Here is a 15,889-nt window from a genome sequence, read left to right on the forward strand (position 1 = left end):
GTGACACAGTTGGCCCGCCGGTTGGGCGTACCCGACGCGGTGGTCGTCGGGTTGGGGGCGATGCTCGGCGCGGGCGTCTTCGTGGTCTTCGCCCCGGCCGCCGCCTCCGCCGGGGCGGCCGGGCTGCTGGTCGCGCTGGTCCTGGCCGGTTTCGTCGCCTTCTGCAACGCCACCAGCTCGGCCCGGTTGGCCGCCCGCTACCCGGAGTCCGGCGGCACCTACGTGTACGGGCGGGAGCGGCTGAACCCGTACGCCGGTTTCCTGGCCGGTTGGGGGTTCGTGGTCGGCAAGACGGCCAGCTGCGCGGCGATGGCGCTGACCATCGGGGCGTACCTCTGGCCGGGGCGGGCCCGGCTGGTCGCGGTCGGGGCGGTCCTGGTGGTGACCGGGGTGAACCTGCGCGGCATCGGCCGGACGGCGGCGGTCACCCGCATCCTGGTCGCGCTCACCCTGGGCGTGCTGGCCACCGTGGCGGTGGTCGGGCTGACCGGCGGCGACTTCGGCGCGGACCGCCTCGGCGACCTCGGCGGCACCGGCGTGCGCGGCGTGCTCACCGCCGCCGGGCTGCTCTTCTTCGCCTTCGCCGGGTACGCCCGGATCGCCACCCTCGGCGAGGAGGTCCGCGACCCGGAACGGACCATCCCCCGGGCGGTGCCGCTGGCGCTGGCGCTGGTCCTGGTGATCTACCTGGTCCTGGCGGTGGTGGCACTCGGGGTGCTGGGCGTCGACCGGCTCGCCGGGTCCGCCGCCCCGCTGGCCGAGGTGGTCGGCGTCGCCGGGTTGCCCGGTCTGGCCTGGCTGGTCCGGGTCGGGGCCACGGTCGCGGTGACCGGGGTGCTGCTCTCGCTGCTCGCCGGGGTGTCCCGGACCCTGCTGGCGATGGCCCGCCGCCGCGACCTGCCCGGGGCGCTGGCCGCCGTGCACCCGCGCCACCGGGTCCCGCACCGCGCCGAGCTGACGGTGGCCGCGGTGGTGATCGTGGTGGTGGCCCTCGGTGACGTCCGGGGCGCGATCGGCTTCTCCGCCTGCACGGTGCTGGTCTACTACGCGATCACGAACGCCGCGGCGCTGACCCTGGGCCGCGATCCGGCCCGGCGGCTGCCGGTACGACTGCTCGCCGTGTCGGGGCTGGTCGGCTGCCTGGTGCTGGCGGTCAACCTACCGCCGGTCAGCGTGCTCGCCGGCTTCTGCGTGCTCGCCCTCGGCACCGCCTGGTACGCCCTCACCCGTCACGCCGTCTCCCGGGGGTGACCGGTGCCGGCGTAGGTCAACCAGGCCACCCGCCGGCTGTCATCGACGAGATACCAGATCCGGCCGCCGCCGGTCACCTCGTACTGCCAACGCTCGCATACCTCGCCCTTCCAGAGGCCCGAGCCCAGTGAGCCCTTCAGGCGGTGGTGCCGATCGGGAGAGACCCTGGATCGGGGATCCGTCCTGATTGTCTCGAATGCCCGCCGGAGGTTCGTCGGTGCCTGGCGAGCCAGTTGCTCCCACCCTTCGGCCGCAGCCGCACTGGCGAAACGCAACTCGAACTCGTTCCCGACGGCCGGCGGGGCGGCCCGGTCTCCCCGCTTGGGACTCACTGACGGCCCTCCGGCACGGGCACCGGTCCGAGGTCGCCGTCAGACTCCCGGGTGACCAGCTCAAGCAGGGTCGGATCGGCGTAGACCTCGGCGGTGTGTCGCCACTGGGTCAGCAGCACCGCGACCGGGTTGAGCGTCTCCAACGAAGCTGCACCCTGCGCCACCGCGATCAGCTCGTTGAGCAGTTGATCCACGTCCTCGGCAGGCAGGAACGCCACCCACGGGAGGGCCTCACCCAGTACCCGACGGACCACCTCGTGCGACTCCGAACGCACCAGCCCGGCCAGCAGCCGCGAGGTGAAATCGATGACTACCGCGTCGCGCTCAAGCTGGTCGGCGTGGGTGAGGGCAAGATCGCTGGCGTCCCGCCGCCGGAGCCGTAGCGCACGGACCGACTGGAGCCGGTCGGCGGCAGCCGCCGGCCGATGCAGGAACTCACTGAAGGGAAGTTCCTCATACGCCGCCGTCATGACCTCCACACTACCGTGGAAGTCGCTCGTCACGGAGCTTCCGGACGAGTTCGGTCGGGGCCCGGGGTGCGGGGTGCGGGTGGGGTGGAGGGAGTCGGCGGGAGCACCGGCGGGGGTGGAGAGGTCTGCCGCAGCAGCCAGCTCAGCCCGGCCCGGCGGGCCACCACGGTCAGCCGGTCCCCCGCGTTGATCACCATCCGGGCGTCGGGTGACCAGTCCACGCCGGACTGGCCGACCTGACCGGCCGGGGTGTGACCGATGAGGCGTACCCCCTCGGGTTGGTCGACCTCGGCCAGCGGGGCCCCGTCGAGCGCGGCACCGGCAGCCACCGGCACCTCGGCGACGACCAGCACGTGCCGCTCCAGCGGGATGGTGGCGATCACCACCCGGTTCAGCAGGGCACCGGTGAACGAGGGCGCGGCCAGGTAGGAGACGCTGCGGGAGATGCCGATGTCGAAGGCGCTGGAGATGCGTTCGGCGAAGTCGTCGTCGAAGAGGCGCAGCACCACCCGCAGGTCGTCGTTGACCGCCCGGCCGTTCAGCGCGGCCTGCAGGTTGGCCACGTCGTCGGTGGAGACCACCACCAGCGCCTGGCAGGTCTGCACCCAGGCCGCGCGCAGGGTCTCCTCCAGCGCCGCGTCCCCCTCGATCAGCGGCACCCCGAGCCGGCGGGCCAGAGCGGCACCCCGGGCCTCCGGGTCCTTGTCGATCGCCACCACCTCGACGCCGAAGTCCCTGAGCTGGGCCATCACCCGGGTGCCGACGTTGCCCAACCCCACCACCACCACGTGGCCCGAGCGTTCCGCCTCGGCCCGCCCGGCGTGCAGGGCCAGCCGGGCGTTGACGATCCCGTCGACCACCACGGCGGTGATCAGCGGGATCAGCGCCAGTCCGGCCAGGTTCAGCACCACCTGCATGATCTGCGCGGCGGCGTCCTTGCCGGTGTCCGGGTCGGCGCCGCTGAGCGTGGTGACCAGGGTCAGGTAGAGCGCCTCGCCGGGCGACACCTCCTCGGCCCGGGAGATCAGGTAACCGAGCAGCGCGATGACGCCCAGCACCGCGATGGTGGCGATGCCGAGCTTGCGGCTGGCGAAGCTGCGCAGCGCCCGTACCGTCATCAGCAGCGGCCGGCGACGGCGGGCCGCGACCAGCCGACGGGCGGCCAGCTCGGTGCCGGTCGGCTGGCCGGTCGCCTCGGCCAGCACCACGTCCGCGGTGGACTCGTCGGCGGGCAGCACCCGGACGAACCGGGGGTCACGCATGTCGGCCACCCCGCACACCACGTCCTCCGGCCGGACGTCGGCCCGCCGGGCCACCTGCAGGGTGCGCCCCTGGTGCCGGAAGTACGTCGGGGCGACCTCACCGAGCGCGGCGGCCACGAACGCCGGGGCGGCCATCGACGCGTCGGAGAGGACCGCCGAGGAGGGGAAGAGCTGCCGTACACCGCCGGCCAACCGGGTGTTGAACATCCGCAGGACCAGCCGGACCTCCGGGTCGACGGCCTGGGCACAGTACGCGGCGTGGATGTTGCCCACGTCGTCCTGGTGCAGCAGGGCCAACCCGTCCGCGCCGACCAGCCCGGCCCGACGGAACGTCTCCTCGTCCAACCGGTCGGCCCTGACGATCCGGATGCCCCGTACCGAGCGGATGTCCGGGCCGTCGGAGCCGCCCCGCTGCGTCACGACCACGGTGACCCGGACGGTGCCGGCCCGCAGCTCGGTGGCGAGCAACTGCTTGACCACGTGGTACGCCAACGCGTCCTGGCCGCAGACCACGTAGTGCGGGCGGGGGTCGCCGTTACCCCGCCGCCGCCACCCCGACTCGACCGCCCGGCGGGCGAGATCCCGCAACGGCTCCGACATGCGCCGCATCCTAACCCGAAGGAAGGGCCCCCTATTAACGCATTCGGATGTACAAGGGACCCTTCCTAACGCGTGCGGCAGACTGGAGATCCAACAGCGGGAAGGTGCACATGACACTGTCGCAGCAGCTCGGGCGGCTCATCGGGGTACGCGAACACCAGGTCGACCCGGGTGGCGGCGGCCCGCGCCGGGTCCGGCACCCGGTCGAGGCGGTGGTGGTCGGCGGCGGTATCGCCGGCATGTCGGCGGCGGTGGTGCTCGCCGAGCGCGGCGTACGGGTGACCGTGTTGGAGGCCGCGCCGACCCTCGGTGGGCGACTCGGCGCGTGGCCGGAGACGCTTGCCGACGGCACCCGCCAGATGAACGAGCACGGCTTCCACGCCTTCTTCCGGCAGTACTACAACTGGCGGTCGATCCTGCGTCGGATCGATCCCGGACTGGGTTTCCTCAAGCCGATCCCGGGCTACCCGATCCTGAGTGCGCAGTGGCCGACCGAGGAGTTCGGCAAGTTGCCGCCCGCCCCGCCGCTGAACCTGCTCAGCCTGCTGGCCCGCAGCCCCAGCCTGCGCCTGGGCGATCTGCGGCAGATGGACCGGGACGCCGCGTTGCCGTTGCTCACCTACGATCCGGTGCGCACGTACGCGGAGCTGGACGGCACCACGGCCGAGGAGCTGCTCGACTCGTTGAAGTTGCCGGACCGGGCCCGGGCGATGCTCTTCGAGGTCTTCTCGCACTCGTTCTTCAACCACGAGGCGCAGATGTCGGCCGCCGAGATGGTCGCCCAGTTCCACTTCTACCTGCTCGGCAACTCCGAGGGGCTGGCCTTCGACTGCCCGGACGAGGACTACGCCACGGCGATCTGGCAGCCGTTGACCCGGCACGTCGAACGGCACGGCGGACAGGTGCTCACCGGCTCGGCCGTGACCACGCTGCGTCGCGACGGTGACCGGTGGCAGGTGGAGAGCGCCGACGGCACGACGTACCCGGCCGGGCACGTGGTGCTCGCGGTCGACCCGCCGGCCCTGGCCGCGCTGGTCAAGGCCTCCCCCGGGCTGGCCGACCAGGCACCCGGGCTGGTGGAGCGGATGCCCGCGTTCGGCACCCCCGGTCCGCCGTACGCGGTGGCCCGGTACTGGCTGGAGGGGGACGTCTCGCAGCGGCGGGCGGTGTTCAACGGGGTGTCCCGGCAGGCCACCCTGGACTCGGTGACCCTGTACCACCGGCTGGAGAACGAACCGCGCATCTGGGCCCAGCGCACCGGCGGATCCGTGGTCGAGCTGCACGCGTACGCCTGCGAGCCCGGGGTGCCGGCCGAGGAGCTGGCCGAACGGATGCGGGCGGAGCTGGGCGTCCTCTGGCCGGAGTTCGCCGGCCTGCGGGTCCGCGAACTGCGGGCCCGGGTGGAGGCGCAGGCCCCCGCCTTCACGCCGAACAGCCACGCCACCCGCCCCGGGGTACGCACCGACGCCGACGGCCTCTATCTGGCCGGCGACGGCATCGCCACGGATTTCCCCAGCGCGTTGATGGAGCGGTCCGCGGCGACCGGGATCATCGCGGCGAACCACATCCTGCGGGCCGAGGGCGGCGCGGCCGAGCCGGTCCGCTCGATCCGCCCGCGCGGCCTGCTCGCCGGCCGCAGCTGAGCGGGGCACCCCCTCGGCGAATACTCATCCCATTTGCCGGAATTTTACTACCATCGGAGGGACGGAGACCGAGTCAGCGCCACCGGGGGAGAGCGCGTGAACCTCACCGGCCAGCGCCGGCTGGGCCTGCCCACCCGGGTCGACGACGCCAGCGGCGGGCGGCCGGCGGTGACCGGTGGTGGCGGGCAGCCGGCACACCGCGACGATCGGGCCGCCGTGGTCACCGCGCTGCGCCTCGGCTGGTGGCTCGCCGACGCCTTCCACCAGGTACGGTGCCCGGACGCCACACCCCGACCGGGTACGCCGACGCCCGGCCGCCGGCCGCACAAGCTCTCCAACTTCACCGAGATGCCGGTACCGCAGCGGATGCGGATGTACCTGGACGGCGTCGACGTGGCCCTGACCGAGCTCGCCGGACTGACCCGACCGGGTCGTCCCGTGCCGTCGACCGCAGCCACCTGGGCCCGCCTCGACGCCGCCGATCCGGCGATCACCGCAGGCCCGGCGGGTCCGGCCGCCCCGGAACACCCGGCCGACCCGGTGACCACCGGCTGGGCCGGGGACATGTTGGAACTCCTCGACGAGTTGAACCTCGCCGTGCTACAGACGGCAGCCGAGCGGGACGACGAGCTGGCGGCCCTCGGCGCCGAACTGCGCGACCAGGGCGAGCTGTGGCGCGGCGTGCTGACCGGCGGCCTGCACCCCCGCGACCTGCTCGACGAGGACGACTACGCCCAGGTCGCCCGCAATCTGATCATCCGGGACCGCCGGCTGGTGGTCCAGGCGGCCCGGGGCATCTTCGTACCGGTGCTCGTACCGCTGCTCGCCGTGCTGCTCGTCGTGGTCGGGGTGAGCGCGTTCGCGGCCAGCGGTTCGCCGACCACCCGGGGCGCGGTGGCCCTGGTCGGGTTGGGCGCCGGGCTGGCGGCGATCTGGCGGTCCGTCTCGGCGTCGGCACTCGCCGTCGCCGGTGAGGTCAACCGACCGCTTGTCGACAGCGAGTTGACGGTACGGATGGCCGACCGGCTGAGCCGGCCGCTGCACCGTCCCCCGGCGACGACCACCCCGACCAGCAGCGGCCCGTCCACCGGCCGGGTCCGGTCCCACACCAGGCCGCGCGGTAAACCTGCCGGTGCTGTGCCCTTCATCTATGGTCGCCGCCGGTCCGACGGGTGAGCATGGCTGACATGACTCGTGCACTGATCGCGCTGACCAGCCACCGCCAGCTCGGCGACACCGGTCGGGAGACCGGCTACTTCGTCGGCGAGGCCGCCGAACCGTGGGAGGTCTTCCGGGCCGCCGGCTACCAGGTCGACCTGGTCTCGGTGGCCGGCGGGGAGCCGCCGGTCGACGGACACGACCCCGACGACCAGACCCAGCAGACCTTCCTCGCCACCGCCGGGGTGACCGACACGCCCGCCGCCGCCTCGGTGGATCCGACCGGATACGACATCGTCTTCTTCGCCGGTGGCCACGGCACCATGTGGGACTTTCCGGACAACCCGCACCTGGCCCGGATCGCCACCTCGGTGTACGAGCGCGGCGGCGTGATCGGCGCGGTGTGCCACGGACCGGCCGCGCTGGTCAACCTCACGCTCTCCGACGGCCGGCACCTGCTGGCCGGCAGGCGGGTGGCCGGGTTCACCAACGACGAGGAGGCCGCCGTCGGCCTGACCGACCAGGTACCGTTCCTGCTCGCCGACAAGCTGGTCGAGGCCGGTGCCCGGCACGTGCCCGCGCCGAACTTCACCGAGCAGGTGGTCACCGACGAGCGCCTGGTCACCGGCCAGAACCCGCAGTCCGCCCGGGCCACCGCCGAGGCCGTCGTGCAGCTGGTCGGCAGCTGACCGGCCGGCCGACGGCCGTCAGAACCGCAACTCCGGCGGCAGGCCGGTGCCGCGCAGTTCCCACGGCAGGTGCCCGGTGTCGTTGAAGGCGAGCAGCGTCGGCGGCCGGTCCGGCCGGTACAGGATCGCGGTCAGCCCGCAGTTGTGGCTGTTCAGCCCCAGCCAGCGCGGCGGCGGGGCGGCCAGGGCGTGCCGGACCAGCCAGGCGATCAGGAAGTTGTGCGTGATCACCAGCTCCCGTCGGTCACCCTCGGCAGGTACCGACGTGAACCGGCGGACCGCCTCCGCCGCCAGGCCCGGCCCGTCGGTCCGCTCCCGCTCGGAGAACCCACTCAGAAACTCCGCGTACGCGGGCGGCAGACCGGTCGGGTCGGTGTCGTCGGGCAGGTAGTCCCCGGCCAGCTCCGAGGCGTACCCGGGCAGGTCCGGCCGGGCGGAGACGACCAGCTCGGCGGTCTCGGCGGCCCGGCGTAGCGGACCGTGGCAGACGGCGTCGAGCGGGAGGTCGCGCAGCCGCTCGGCGAGAAACCGGGCCTGCCGCCGGCCCCGCTCGGAGAGGCCGGTGTGCGCGGGGTCGACCGCGGCGGAGCCGCCGGGCGGACGGTCCTGCTCGCCGTGCCTGGCCAGGTAGAGCAGACGACTCGGCACGGACACCTCACGCGGTCGGGAACCGTCGAGCGTAGTCCGACCCTGCCGTGCGCAGGGACCACCGGCGGGTGGCGGAGTGTGAAGTTGAGCCCCCGGCCGGGATCGAACCGGCGACATCTCGCTTACAAGGCGAGTGCTCTGGCCAGCTGAGCTACAGGGGCGCGATCGGAGCAGGATCGCCCCCGAGCCGATCGTTCGCCCGTCAGCATAGCGACTGACGTCGCGATATCCCGCCTTGCTGACCCGTCCCACCACCGGAAACGTCGATTTCCCGATCCGGTGTAACGGATCGTGAACCATCGACGCTGCAATTGCACCGTGCGATTGATGCCACGCCGTGCCCGAGTGCCCGAAATGCCCCTGGCAAAAGTCCCATCGACGAACTCTCTCCTTGGCAGGTGGGCGAAAGCCGTTTACCGTGCAGTGACACGGACGACACCTCGGTGCCGTCCGTGGACCGGTGCGGGCACCGTGCCGGTCGCTCCTTCACTCGGATCGTCCGGCACGTTCCTGCCGGTGAGAGGAAGCACCCCTTCATGGCTACGGTCACGTACGCAAAGGCCTCCCGGATCTACCCGGGCACCGAACGGCCCGCGGTGAACCAGCTCGACCTCCAGATCGGCGACGGCGAGTTCCTCGTCCTGGTCGGCCCCTCCGGTTGTGGTAAGTCCACCAGCCTGCGCATGCTCGCCGGCTTGGAGGACGTCGACGACGGTGCCATCTACATCGACGACCGCGACGTCACCCACCTGCCCCCGAAGGCCCGCGACATCGCGATGGTCTTCCAGAACTACGCTCTGTACCCGCACATGTCGGTGTACGAGAACATGGCGTTCGCGCTCAAGCTGCGCAAGACCCCGAAGTCGGAGATCGACCGGCGGGTGAAGGAGGCGGCGGCGCTGCTCCAGCTGGAGGAGTACCTCAGCCGTAAGCCGAAGGCGCTCTCCGGTGGTCAGCGCCAGCGGGTCGCGATGGGTCGGGCCATCGTCCGCGAGCCGCAGGTCTTCCTCATGGACGAGCCGCTGTCGAACCTCGACGCCAAGCTGCGCGTGCAGACCCGTACCCAGATCGCCTCGCTGCAGGCCAAGCTCGGCGTCACCACGGTCTACGTGACGCACGACCAGGTCGAGGCGATGACCATGGGTCACCGGGTGGCGGTCATGCTCGACGGTGTCCTCCAGCAGGTGGACACCCCCCGGGCGCTCTACGACACCCCGGCCAACGTCTTCGTCGCCGGCTTCATGGGCTCCCCCGCCATGAACATCAAGACCGTGCAGCTCAGCGACCGGGGTGCGGCCTTCGCCGAGATGCTGATCCCGCTCACCCGGGAGCAGGTCGAGGCGGCCCGCGCCGAGGGTGGCAACGACAAGGTCACCGTGGGATTCCGTCCGGAGGACTGCGAGATGGTCAGCCCGACCGAGGGCGGTATGCCGGTCGTGGTCGAGCTGGTCGAGGACCTCGGCTCCGACGCCAACATCTACGGCCACGCCGCCCTGGAGGGCGCCAACGAGCGCTTCGTGGTCCGCACCGACCGGCGGAACATGCCGAACATGGGTGACACCGTGTTCGTCAAGCCGCACGCCGGCCGCAGCCACGTCTTCAACGCCGCCTCCGGCCTGCGGATCTAGTAGCAGCACCGACGAGGGGGCGGTCCACGGTACGTGGTGGACCGCCCCCTTCGTCGCACCCGGATGACGTCGGCGGGCCGCCCCCAGACCTGGGGACGGCCCGCAACGGCACTGCTCTGAAGTCACACCCGCAGGCGCGGGCTCAGGCCTCCACGGCCCGGCGGCGGGCCACCTCGGCGAGGGTCACGGCGGCGGCGACGCTGGCGTTGAGCGACTCGACATCGGAGACCATCGGGATGCTCACGGTCAGATCGCAGGTCTCCCCGACCAGGCGGGACAGGCCGCGCCCCTCCGAGCCGACCACCACCACCAGCGGGCCGACCGCGGCCTCCAGGTCGTACAGGTCGGTGTCGCCGTCGGCGTCCAGACCGACCACCATGAAACCGGCCTCCTGGCAGGCCTTCAGCGCGCGGGTCAGGTTGACGACCTGGGCCACCGGCACCCGCGCCGCCGCGCCGGCACTGGTCCGCCAGGCGGTCGCGGTGATCCCCGCCGCCCGCCGCTCCGGTACGAACACGCCCTGCGCGCCGAAGGCGGCGGCCGACCTGATCACCGCGCCGAGGTTACGGGGGTCGGTCACCCCGTCCAGCGCGATCAGCAGCGGGGCGGTCTGCTCCAGCGAGGTCGCCACCAGGTCCTCGAACGACTCGTACGCGAACGGCGGCACCTGCAACCCGATGCCCTGGTGCAGCACACCACCGGTCATCCGGTCCAGCTCGGCCCGGCTGACCTCCAGGATGGCGATCCCCCGGTTGGCGGCGGTCCGGACGATCTCGTTGATCCGGTCGTCGGCCTCCAGGCCCTGGGCGGTATAGAGCGCGGTCGCCGGCACCTGGGCACGCAGCGCCTCCAGCACCGGATTCCGGCCGACCATCAGCTCCGGACCGTCCTTGCTCGGGTTGGACCGGCGTCCGGGCGCGACCCGGGGACCGGACCGACCGGGGGCACCGCCCCGGGACGCGGCACCACCCCGGGACACGGCACCCCGGCCGCCGGGAACGCCCCGGCCACCGCCCCGACCCCAGGTGGTGTCCTTCGAGCCGGGCTGGCCGATCTTCGGGGCCCGGCCCTCCTCGGCGGCGGCCCGCCGCTCCTTCTCCTGCTTCCAGGCGGTGCGCTCGGGCAGCTTCTCGGTGCCCGAGTACCCCTTGTGCCACGGCCGTTCGTCGGCCGGCAGGGTCCTGCCGCGCCCGGCCAGGGAATCCCGGTTCTTGCCCCCGGAGCCCTTGACGGCACCCTTCTTCGACGTCAGTCGCCGGCCACGGCGCTGCGAATTGCCGGCCATCAGTCCTGCTCTCCAATAGTCCAACGCGGCCCCTGCGGGGTGTCCTCGACCACCACACCGGCCTGCTTGAGCTGGTCACGTACCGCGTCGGCGGCGGTCCAGTCCTTGCGGCTGCGGGCCTGGGCGCGCTGCTCAAGGGCCAACGCGACCAGGGAGTCCACCACGTCGCGCAGGTCGTCCGTCCGGCCGCCACCGGTCCAGGCCGGGTCGAGGGGGTCGACCCCGAGGATATCCAGCATCGCGCGGACGTCGGCCAGCGCGGTGCGTACGGTCACATCGTCGCCGGCGGCCAACGCGTTGTTGCCGTCCCGCAGCACCTCCTGGAGCACGGCGAGCGCGGCGGAGGTGTTCAGGTCGTCGTCGAGCGCGGCGACGAAGCCGGCGGGCAGTTCCCCGAGCTGCCCGGCGCCGACGCGTTCCGCCGCCCGCTGCACGAACCCCTCGATCCGGCGGTAACCGCCGGCCCAGTCCCGCAGGTTGTCCTCGGTGTAGTCGATCCGGGACCGGTAGTGCGCGGCGGCGAAGTAGTACCGCAGCTCGACCGGGCGGACCCCCAGCGAGGCGACGTACGCCAGGTCGAGGGCGTTGCCGGTGGACTTGCCCATCTTGGCCCCACCGAGGCTGAGCAGCCCGTGGTGCACCCAGTACCGGGCGAAGGGCAGCCCGGCCGCCTGGGACTGGGCGATCTCGTTCTCGTGGTGCGGGAAGGTGAGGTCCAGCCCGCCACCGTGGATGTCGAACTCGTCGCCGAGGTAACGCCAGCACATCGCCGAGCACTCGATGTGCCAGCCGGGCCGGCCCCGACCCCACGGCGACGGCCAGTAGGCGTCGGTCGGCTCGTCGGCCTTGACCCCCTTCCAGAGGGCGAAGTCCCGCGGGTCGCGCTTGCCCCGGTCAGGGGCGTCCCCGGCGGACTGCATGTCGGCCGGGGACTGGCCGGAGAGCGCACCGTACGCCGGCCAGGAGGCCACGTCGAAGTAGACGTCACCGGAGCCGTCGGTGGCCGGATAGGCGTGCCCGGCGGCGATCAGCGTGGCGATCAGCTCGTGCATCTCCGGGATGTGCCCGGTCGCCCTCGGCTCATACGTCGGCGGCAACACGTTCAGTGACCGGTACGCCTCGGCCAGGACCAGCTCGTTGGCGTACGCGATCGACCAGAAGGTGCGACCCTGCTCCTGGGCCTTGGCCAGGATCTTGTCGTCGATGTCGGTGACGTTGCGGATGAAGGTGACCTCGAAACCCTTGGCCGTCAACCAGCGTCGCAGCACGTCGTAGTTGACCCCGGAACGAAGGTGGCCGATGTGTGGCGGGGCCTGGAGGGTGAGGCCACACAGGTAGACCCCCACCTTGCCGGCTTCCCGGGGGACGAAGTCCCGGACCGTTCGAGTGGCGGTGTCATACAGGCGTAGCGTCACCGTACAAGGGTAGCCGTCCGTGCATTTCCCGGTTGGCCCGAGCCGGCCTGCGCTGCCCGACCGGCCAACCCGGCCGTACGCTGCGTGCTGTGGACACGACGGCCTCCCCCGGCGGACCCGGGCATCCGGCGGACCCGGCCGACCCCCGGCCCGGAGCCGACGCGACCCGGCCCGGAGCCGACGCGACCCGGCCCGGGACCGACGCGACCCGGCCCGGGACCGACGCGACCCGGGTTGGAGCGGACGCGACCCGGCCCGGAGCCGACGCGACCCGGCCCGGGACCGACGCGACCCGGCCCGGGACCGACGCGACCCGGCCCGGGACCGACGCGACCCGGGTTGGAGCGGACGCGACCCGGAGCCGAGCGGACGCGGCTCGGGCCGGCACCGACGCGGCTCGGAGCGGCACCGACGCGGCCCGGGGCGGGGAGACGGCGCAGACCCTGGACCGGGGGCTTCGCCTGCTGCACCTGGTGGCCGACGCGCCGGCCGGGCTGACCGTCACCGAGGCGGCGAACCGGTTGGGCATCGGCCGGGCCGCCGTGTACCGGCTGGTCGGCGCGCTGACCGGGCACGGCATGCTGCGCCGCGGCGACGACGGCCGGCTACGCCTCGGGGTGGGGGTCCTGCACCTGGCCCGCCGGGCTCAGCCCCTGCTCGCCGAGGGGGCACTACCCGCCCTGCGCCGCCTCGCCGAACAGGCCGGAGCGACCGCCCACCTCACCGTGGTGGAGGCCGGCGAGGGGGTGGCGCTCGCCGTGGTGGAGCCCAGTTGGACGTCCTTCCACGTGGCGTACCGGACCGGGGCGCGGCACCCACTGGACCGGGGCGCGGCCGGACGGGCCATCCTCGCCGGGCGCACCGGTGACCCCGCCCCGGTGAGCAGTGCCGGCGAGTTGCAGTCGGGGGCGTACGGGGTGGCCGCACCGGTGCTCGGCGTAACCGGGCTGGAGGCGAGCGTCGGGGTGGTGTCGCTGGCCCCGCTGGCGACCGAGGTGATCGGCGCCCAGGTGACCGCCGCCGCCCAGGCCATCGCCACCGCCCTCGCCTGACCAGCCCACTCCCATCCTCACCTGACCACCCGCACCGTCACCCTGACCACCCGCACCGTCACCTGACCACCCGCACCCTCGCCCGACCAGAGGCACCCGCACCCTCGCCGGACCACCCGCACCCTCGCCCGACCAGCCGCACCCTCGCCGGACCAGCCGCAGCCCTGCCTGACCAGCCGCGACTTCGCTTGACAACCAGCCGCTCGCTTGGTCAGCCCACCCTCGCCCCAACCCTGACCGACCGCACGAGACCCGGCCGACCGGCCGGCCGGCGAGGTGCATGATCGACTCGGTTGGGCAGAAATGGCTGGGTCGGAGGCGCCTTGATGCCGCCATATCGGCCCAACCGAGTCGATCAAGAGCACGATCACCGGCCTTATACCACGATTCGGGACACCGAGGCGTGTTGTCCACAGGGGGCTGCCGGTCGGAGGTCGCCGGCTGTCCACAGGGCTGGTGCGGGACGACCGGTGGGCCCGAGGCTGGGTTCATGCCACCCGTACCGCATCGCCCCGCCGCTCTCGCCTGGCAGGTCTTCCGTGGCTCGGACGCGCTCCGGGGCAAGCTGCTCACCCGGTCACAGTTGCGCGGCGCTTCCTGGATTCACCTGTGTCAGGACGTCTACGCCGACACCCGCCTCGAACGGGATCACGCTCTCGCCTGCCGGGCGGTCCTGCTGACGTTGCCTGCCGGGACGACGATCGCCGGTCCGTCAGCGGCGTACCTGCACGGGGTGAAGCACGCGGCCCGATTCGACGACGACGTGCACGTTCTCGTACCCCGCGAAACGCGGGTACGTTCCCGCCGCGGCCTGCGGGTCCACTCCACCGCGCTCGGCCTGTCCACCACGCCCGGTCCCTCCATCACGCCGGGCTCGTCCACCGCGCTCGGCCCGTCCACCGCGCTCGGCCTGCCGGAGCCCGCTCCGCTCAGCTCGGCGGCTCCCGTCCCCCGGCGGGCACCGGTCACCCCCGGCGCCTCGGCGTGCGGGCTCACCTGGCCCTGGTCCAGTCCCACGCTCGCCTCCTGGGAGACGGCAGCCTGGCTTGAGCCGGTACGGGCGGCCGGCATCATCGACACCCTGCTCGGCAACGGGCTGACCACCCGCGTCCAGCTCACCGGGATCGGGAGGCGCCTCGCGGGCCGGCCCGGGGGCCGGCGGGCCCAGCTTGCGTTCGAGCTAGTCGATCCGGCTGCCCAGTCGCCGCCGGAGTCACACCTGCGGGTCCGACTGGTACTGGCCGGCCTACCTCGGCCGGTGGCGCAACATCCGGTACGCCTGCCCTCCGGCGCGGTGTTGCACCCCGATCTCGTCTGGCCGGAGTTCCAGGTGGCGGTGGAGTACGACGGCCAGTGGCACGCCGATGCCGAGCAACTGCACCACGACCGTCGACGCCTCAACCAGCTGCTGACCGCCGGGTGGATCGTCCTGCACGTGACCAGCCGTCGACTACGGTACGACTTTCCCGCCGTCGTTCGGGAGATCCGCGCCGCCCTCGCCCTGCGCGGCTCGCAATGTTGATCGACTCGGTTGGGTCGATGTGGCGGCATCAAGGCCGCTCCGACCCAGCCATTTCCGCCCAACCGAGTTGATCAAGAGGCTGATCGTCGGCAGGCGGGGTTGCGCGCCTCGTACTCCACCTCGCCGTGTTCCGTACCCGGGATCGGGTCGTCGAAGTGCAGGTGGAAGGTACGCACGTAGCGCAGACCGGCGCGCTCCAGCACCGCCCGGGACCGGGTGTTGACCGCCATCGTCTGCGCCCACACCCGTCGTACGCCCACCGTGTCGCAGGCGTACCGGAGCAACGCCCGGGACCCCTCGGTGGCCAGCCCACGCCCCCAGGCCACGCGGCGGAGCCGGTAACCCAACTCCGCCGCCACGCCGTCCTCGCCCCGATCCCGCACCGGGCCGCCGGACGGCACCGTGCCGCCCTGCACCGCGCCGGACGGAACCGGGTCAGACGGAACCGGGTCGATCAGCGTCGAGCCATCGAATGTCGAGCCATCGGGCGTCGGGTCGAGGGCGAGCCAGCCCAGGAACTCGCCGGTCACGCGGTCCTCGGCGGCCCAACGCCCGAGCCCGGGGTGGCGCTGGTACTGGTCGAGCAGCCGGGGCAGCTGCTCGTCCCGGACGACCTCGACCGGGGTCGGCCGCCCGCCGGTCAGGTAACGCATCACCTCCGGGTCGGCGTCCAACGCCACCAACTCGTCCACGTCGTCCACGGTGAGGCGACGCAGCCGCAACCGCTCCGTCTCCAACCGCACGACACTCCCCGTCCCGGACTCGGCGATGCTCCCCGTACCAGCCGATCCTGCCACCGCCAGCGTGCCAGTGCCGAGGGGTTTTCGGCGGCGCACCGACGACCCCGACGCGGGGATCGGCCTATATCACATTCGATGCACTTCCGGTCGGTTGTCCACAGGGGACGCACCGGGGGTGGCATCGGTTATCCACA

The 15,889-nt window shown here is 72.7% G+C and carries 13 protein-coding genes and 1 tRNA gene; 7 read left to right on the forward strand and 7 right to left on the reverse strand.

Translation table 11 applies throughout. The features are described from left to right. Complete coding sequence (locus ACN28G_RS23580) at window positions 1–1,251, forward strand: APC family permease (protein ID WP_421480348.1); 1,251 nt, start codon at window positions 1–3, stop codon at window positions 1,249–1,251. Between the two features lie 328 nt (window positions 1,252–1,579). Here ACN28G_RS23580 and ACN28G_RS23585 read toward each other — a convergent pair whose 3' ends face one another. Both ACN28G_RS23585 and ACN28G_RS23590 read right to left on the reverse strand, forming a co-directional pair. Continuing rightward, window positions 1,580–2,053 carry a hypothetical protein gene (locus ACN28G_RS23585; RefSeq protein ID WP_091447553.1) on the reverse strand — a complete coding sequence of 158 codons (474 nt, stop codon included), beginning with the start codon at window positions 2,051–2,053 and terminating at the stop codon, window positions 1,580–1,582. Window positions 2,054–2,082: 29 nt separating this feature from the next. Next, a complete protein-coding gene (locus ACN28G_RS23590; RefSeq protein ID WP_091444814.1) occupies window positions 2,083–3,915 on the reverse strand; it encodes a potassium channel family protein in 1,833 nt (610 codons plus the stop codon). A 110-nt stretch (window positions 3,916–4,025) separates the two neighbouring features. On the opposite strand from ACN28G_RS23590, the gene ACN28G_RS23595 reads away from it, so the two are divergent. The 3 genes from ACN28G_RS23595 (at window position 4,026) to ACN28G_RS23605 (ending at window position 7,405) form a co-directional block, all read left to right on the forward strand. Further along, on the forward strand, window positions 4,026–5,558 hold the full coding sequence (locus ACN28G_RS23595; protein WP_421480349.1) for a hydroxysqualene dehydroxylase: 1,533 nt from the start codon (window positions 4,026–4,028) through the stop codon (window positions 5,556–5,558). Window positions 5,559–5,654: 96 nt separating this feature from the next. After that, window positions 5,655–6,734 (forward strand): hypothetical protein, encoded by a 1,080-nt coding sequence (locus ACN28G_RS23600; RefSeq protein WP_421480350.1) that lies wholly within the window; start codon window positions 5,655–5,657, stop codon window positions 6,732–6,734. 11 nt (window positions 6,735–6,745) lie between these two features. Next, window positions 6,746–7,405, forward strand: a complete 660-nt coding sequence (locus tag ACN28G_RS23605; protein ID WP_229688443.1) for a type 1 glutamine amidotransferase domain-containing protein — start codon at window positions 6,746–6,748, stop codon at window positions 7,403–7,405. 18 nt (window positions 7,406–7,423) lie between these two features. Here the strand turns inward: ACN28G_RS23605 and ACN28G_RS23610 are convergent, their stop codons facing one another. Both ACN28G_RS23610 and ACN28G_RS23615 read right to left on the reverse strand, forming a co-directional pair. Beyond that, entirely contained in the window at window positions 7,424–8,053 is a 630-nt protein-coding gene (locus ACN28G_RS23610) for a histidine phosphatase family protein (protein ID WP_175440670.1), read from the reverse strand. An 87-nt stretch (window positions 8,054–8,140) separates the two neighbouring features. Next, window positions 8,141–8,214, reverse strand: a tRNA-Thr gene (locus tag ACN28G_RS23615). Window positions 8,215–8,589: 375 nt separating this feature from the next. Between ACN28G_RS23615 and ACN28G_RS23620 the strand changes: the two genes are divergently transcribed. Beyond that, complete coding sequence (locus ACN28G_RS23620) at window positions 8,590–9,681, forward strand: ABC transporter ATP-binding protein (protein ID WP_421480351.1); 1,092 nt, start codon at window positions 8,590–8,592, stop codon at window positions 9,679–9,681. Between the two features lie 142 nt (window positions 9,682–9,823). Here ACN28G_RS23620 and rlmB read toward each other — a convergent pair whose 3' ends face one another. Both rlmB and cysS read right to left on the reverse strand, forming a co-directional pair. Beyond that, window positions 9,824–10,966: a 23S rRNA (guanosine(2251)-2'-O)-methyltransferase RlmB gene (gene rlmB, locus ACN28G_RS23625; RefSeq protein WP_091444936.1), complete on the reverse strand. Its 1,143-nt coding sequence runs from the start codon at window positions 10,964–10,966 to the stop codon at window positions 9,824–9,826. Next, window positions 10,966–12,381 (reverse strand): cysteine--tRNA ligase, encoded by a 1,416-nt coding sequence (gene cysS / locus ACN28G_RS23630; RefSeq protein ID WP_421480352.1) that lies wholly within the window; start codon window positions 12,379–12,381, stop codon window positions 10,966–10,968. The genes rlmB and cysS overlap by 1 nt, the downstream gene beginning before the upstream one ends. Window positions 12,382–12,824: 443 nt before the next feature. On the opposite strand from cysS, the gene ACN28G_RS23635 reads away from it, so the two are divergent. Continuing rightward, entirely contained in the window at window positions 12,825–13,433 is a 609-nt protein-coding gene (locus ACN28G_RS23635) for an IclR family transcriptional regulator (RefSeq protein WP_091447574.1), read from the forward strand. Window positions 13,434–13,923: 490 nt separating this feature from the next. Next, window positions 13,924–14,955 carry an endonuclease domain-containing protein gene (locus ACN28G_RS23640; RefSeq protein ID WP_421480353.1) on the forward strand — a complete coding sequence of 344 codons (1,032 nt, stop codon included), beginning with the start codon at window positions 13,924–13,926 and terminating at the stop codon, window positions 14,953–14,955. 71 nt (window positions 14,956–15,026) lie between these two features. Here the strand turns inward: ACN28G_RS23640 and ACN28G_RS23645 are convergent, their stop codons facing one another. Then, a complete protein-coding gene (locus tag ACN28G_RS23645) occupies window positions 15,027–15,698 on the reverse strand; it encodes a GNAT family N-acetyltransferase (RefSeq protein ID WP_421480354.1) in 672 nt (223 codons plus the stop codon). Between the last annotated feature and the right edge of the window lie 191 nt (window positions 15,699–15,889).

It is taken from the genome of Micromonospora sp. WMMA1923 (assembly GCF_049179195.1).
Taxonomy (GTDB): Bacteria; Actinomycetota; Actinomycetes; order Mycobacteriales; family Micromonosporaceae; genus Micromonospora; species Micromonospora yangpuensis.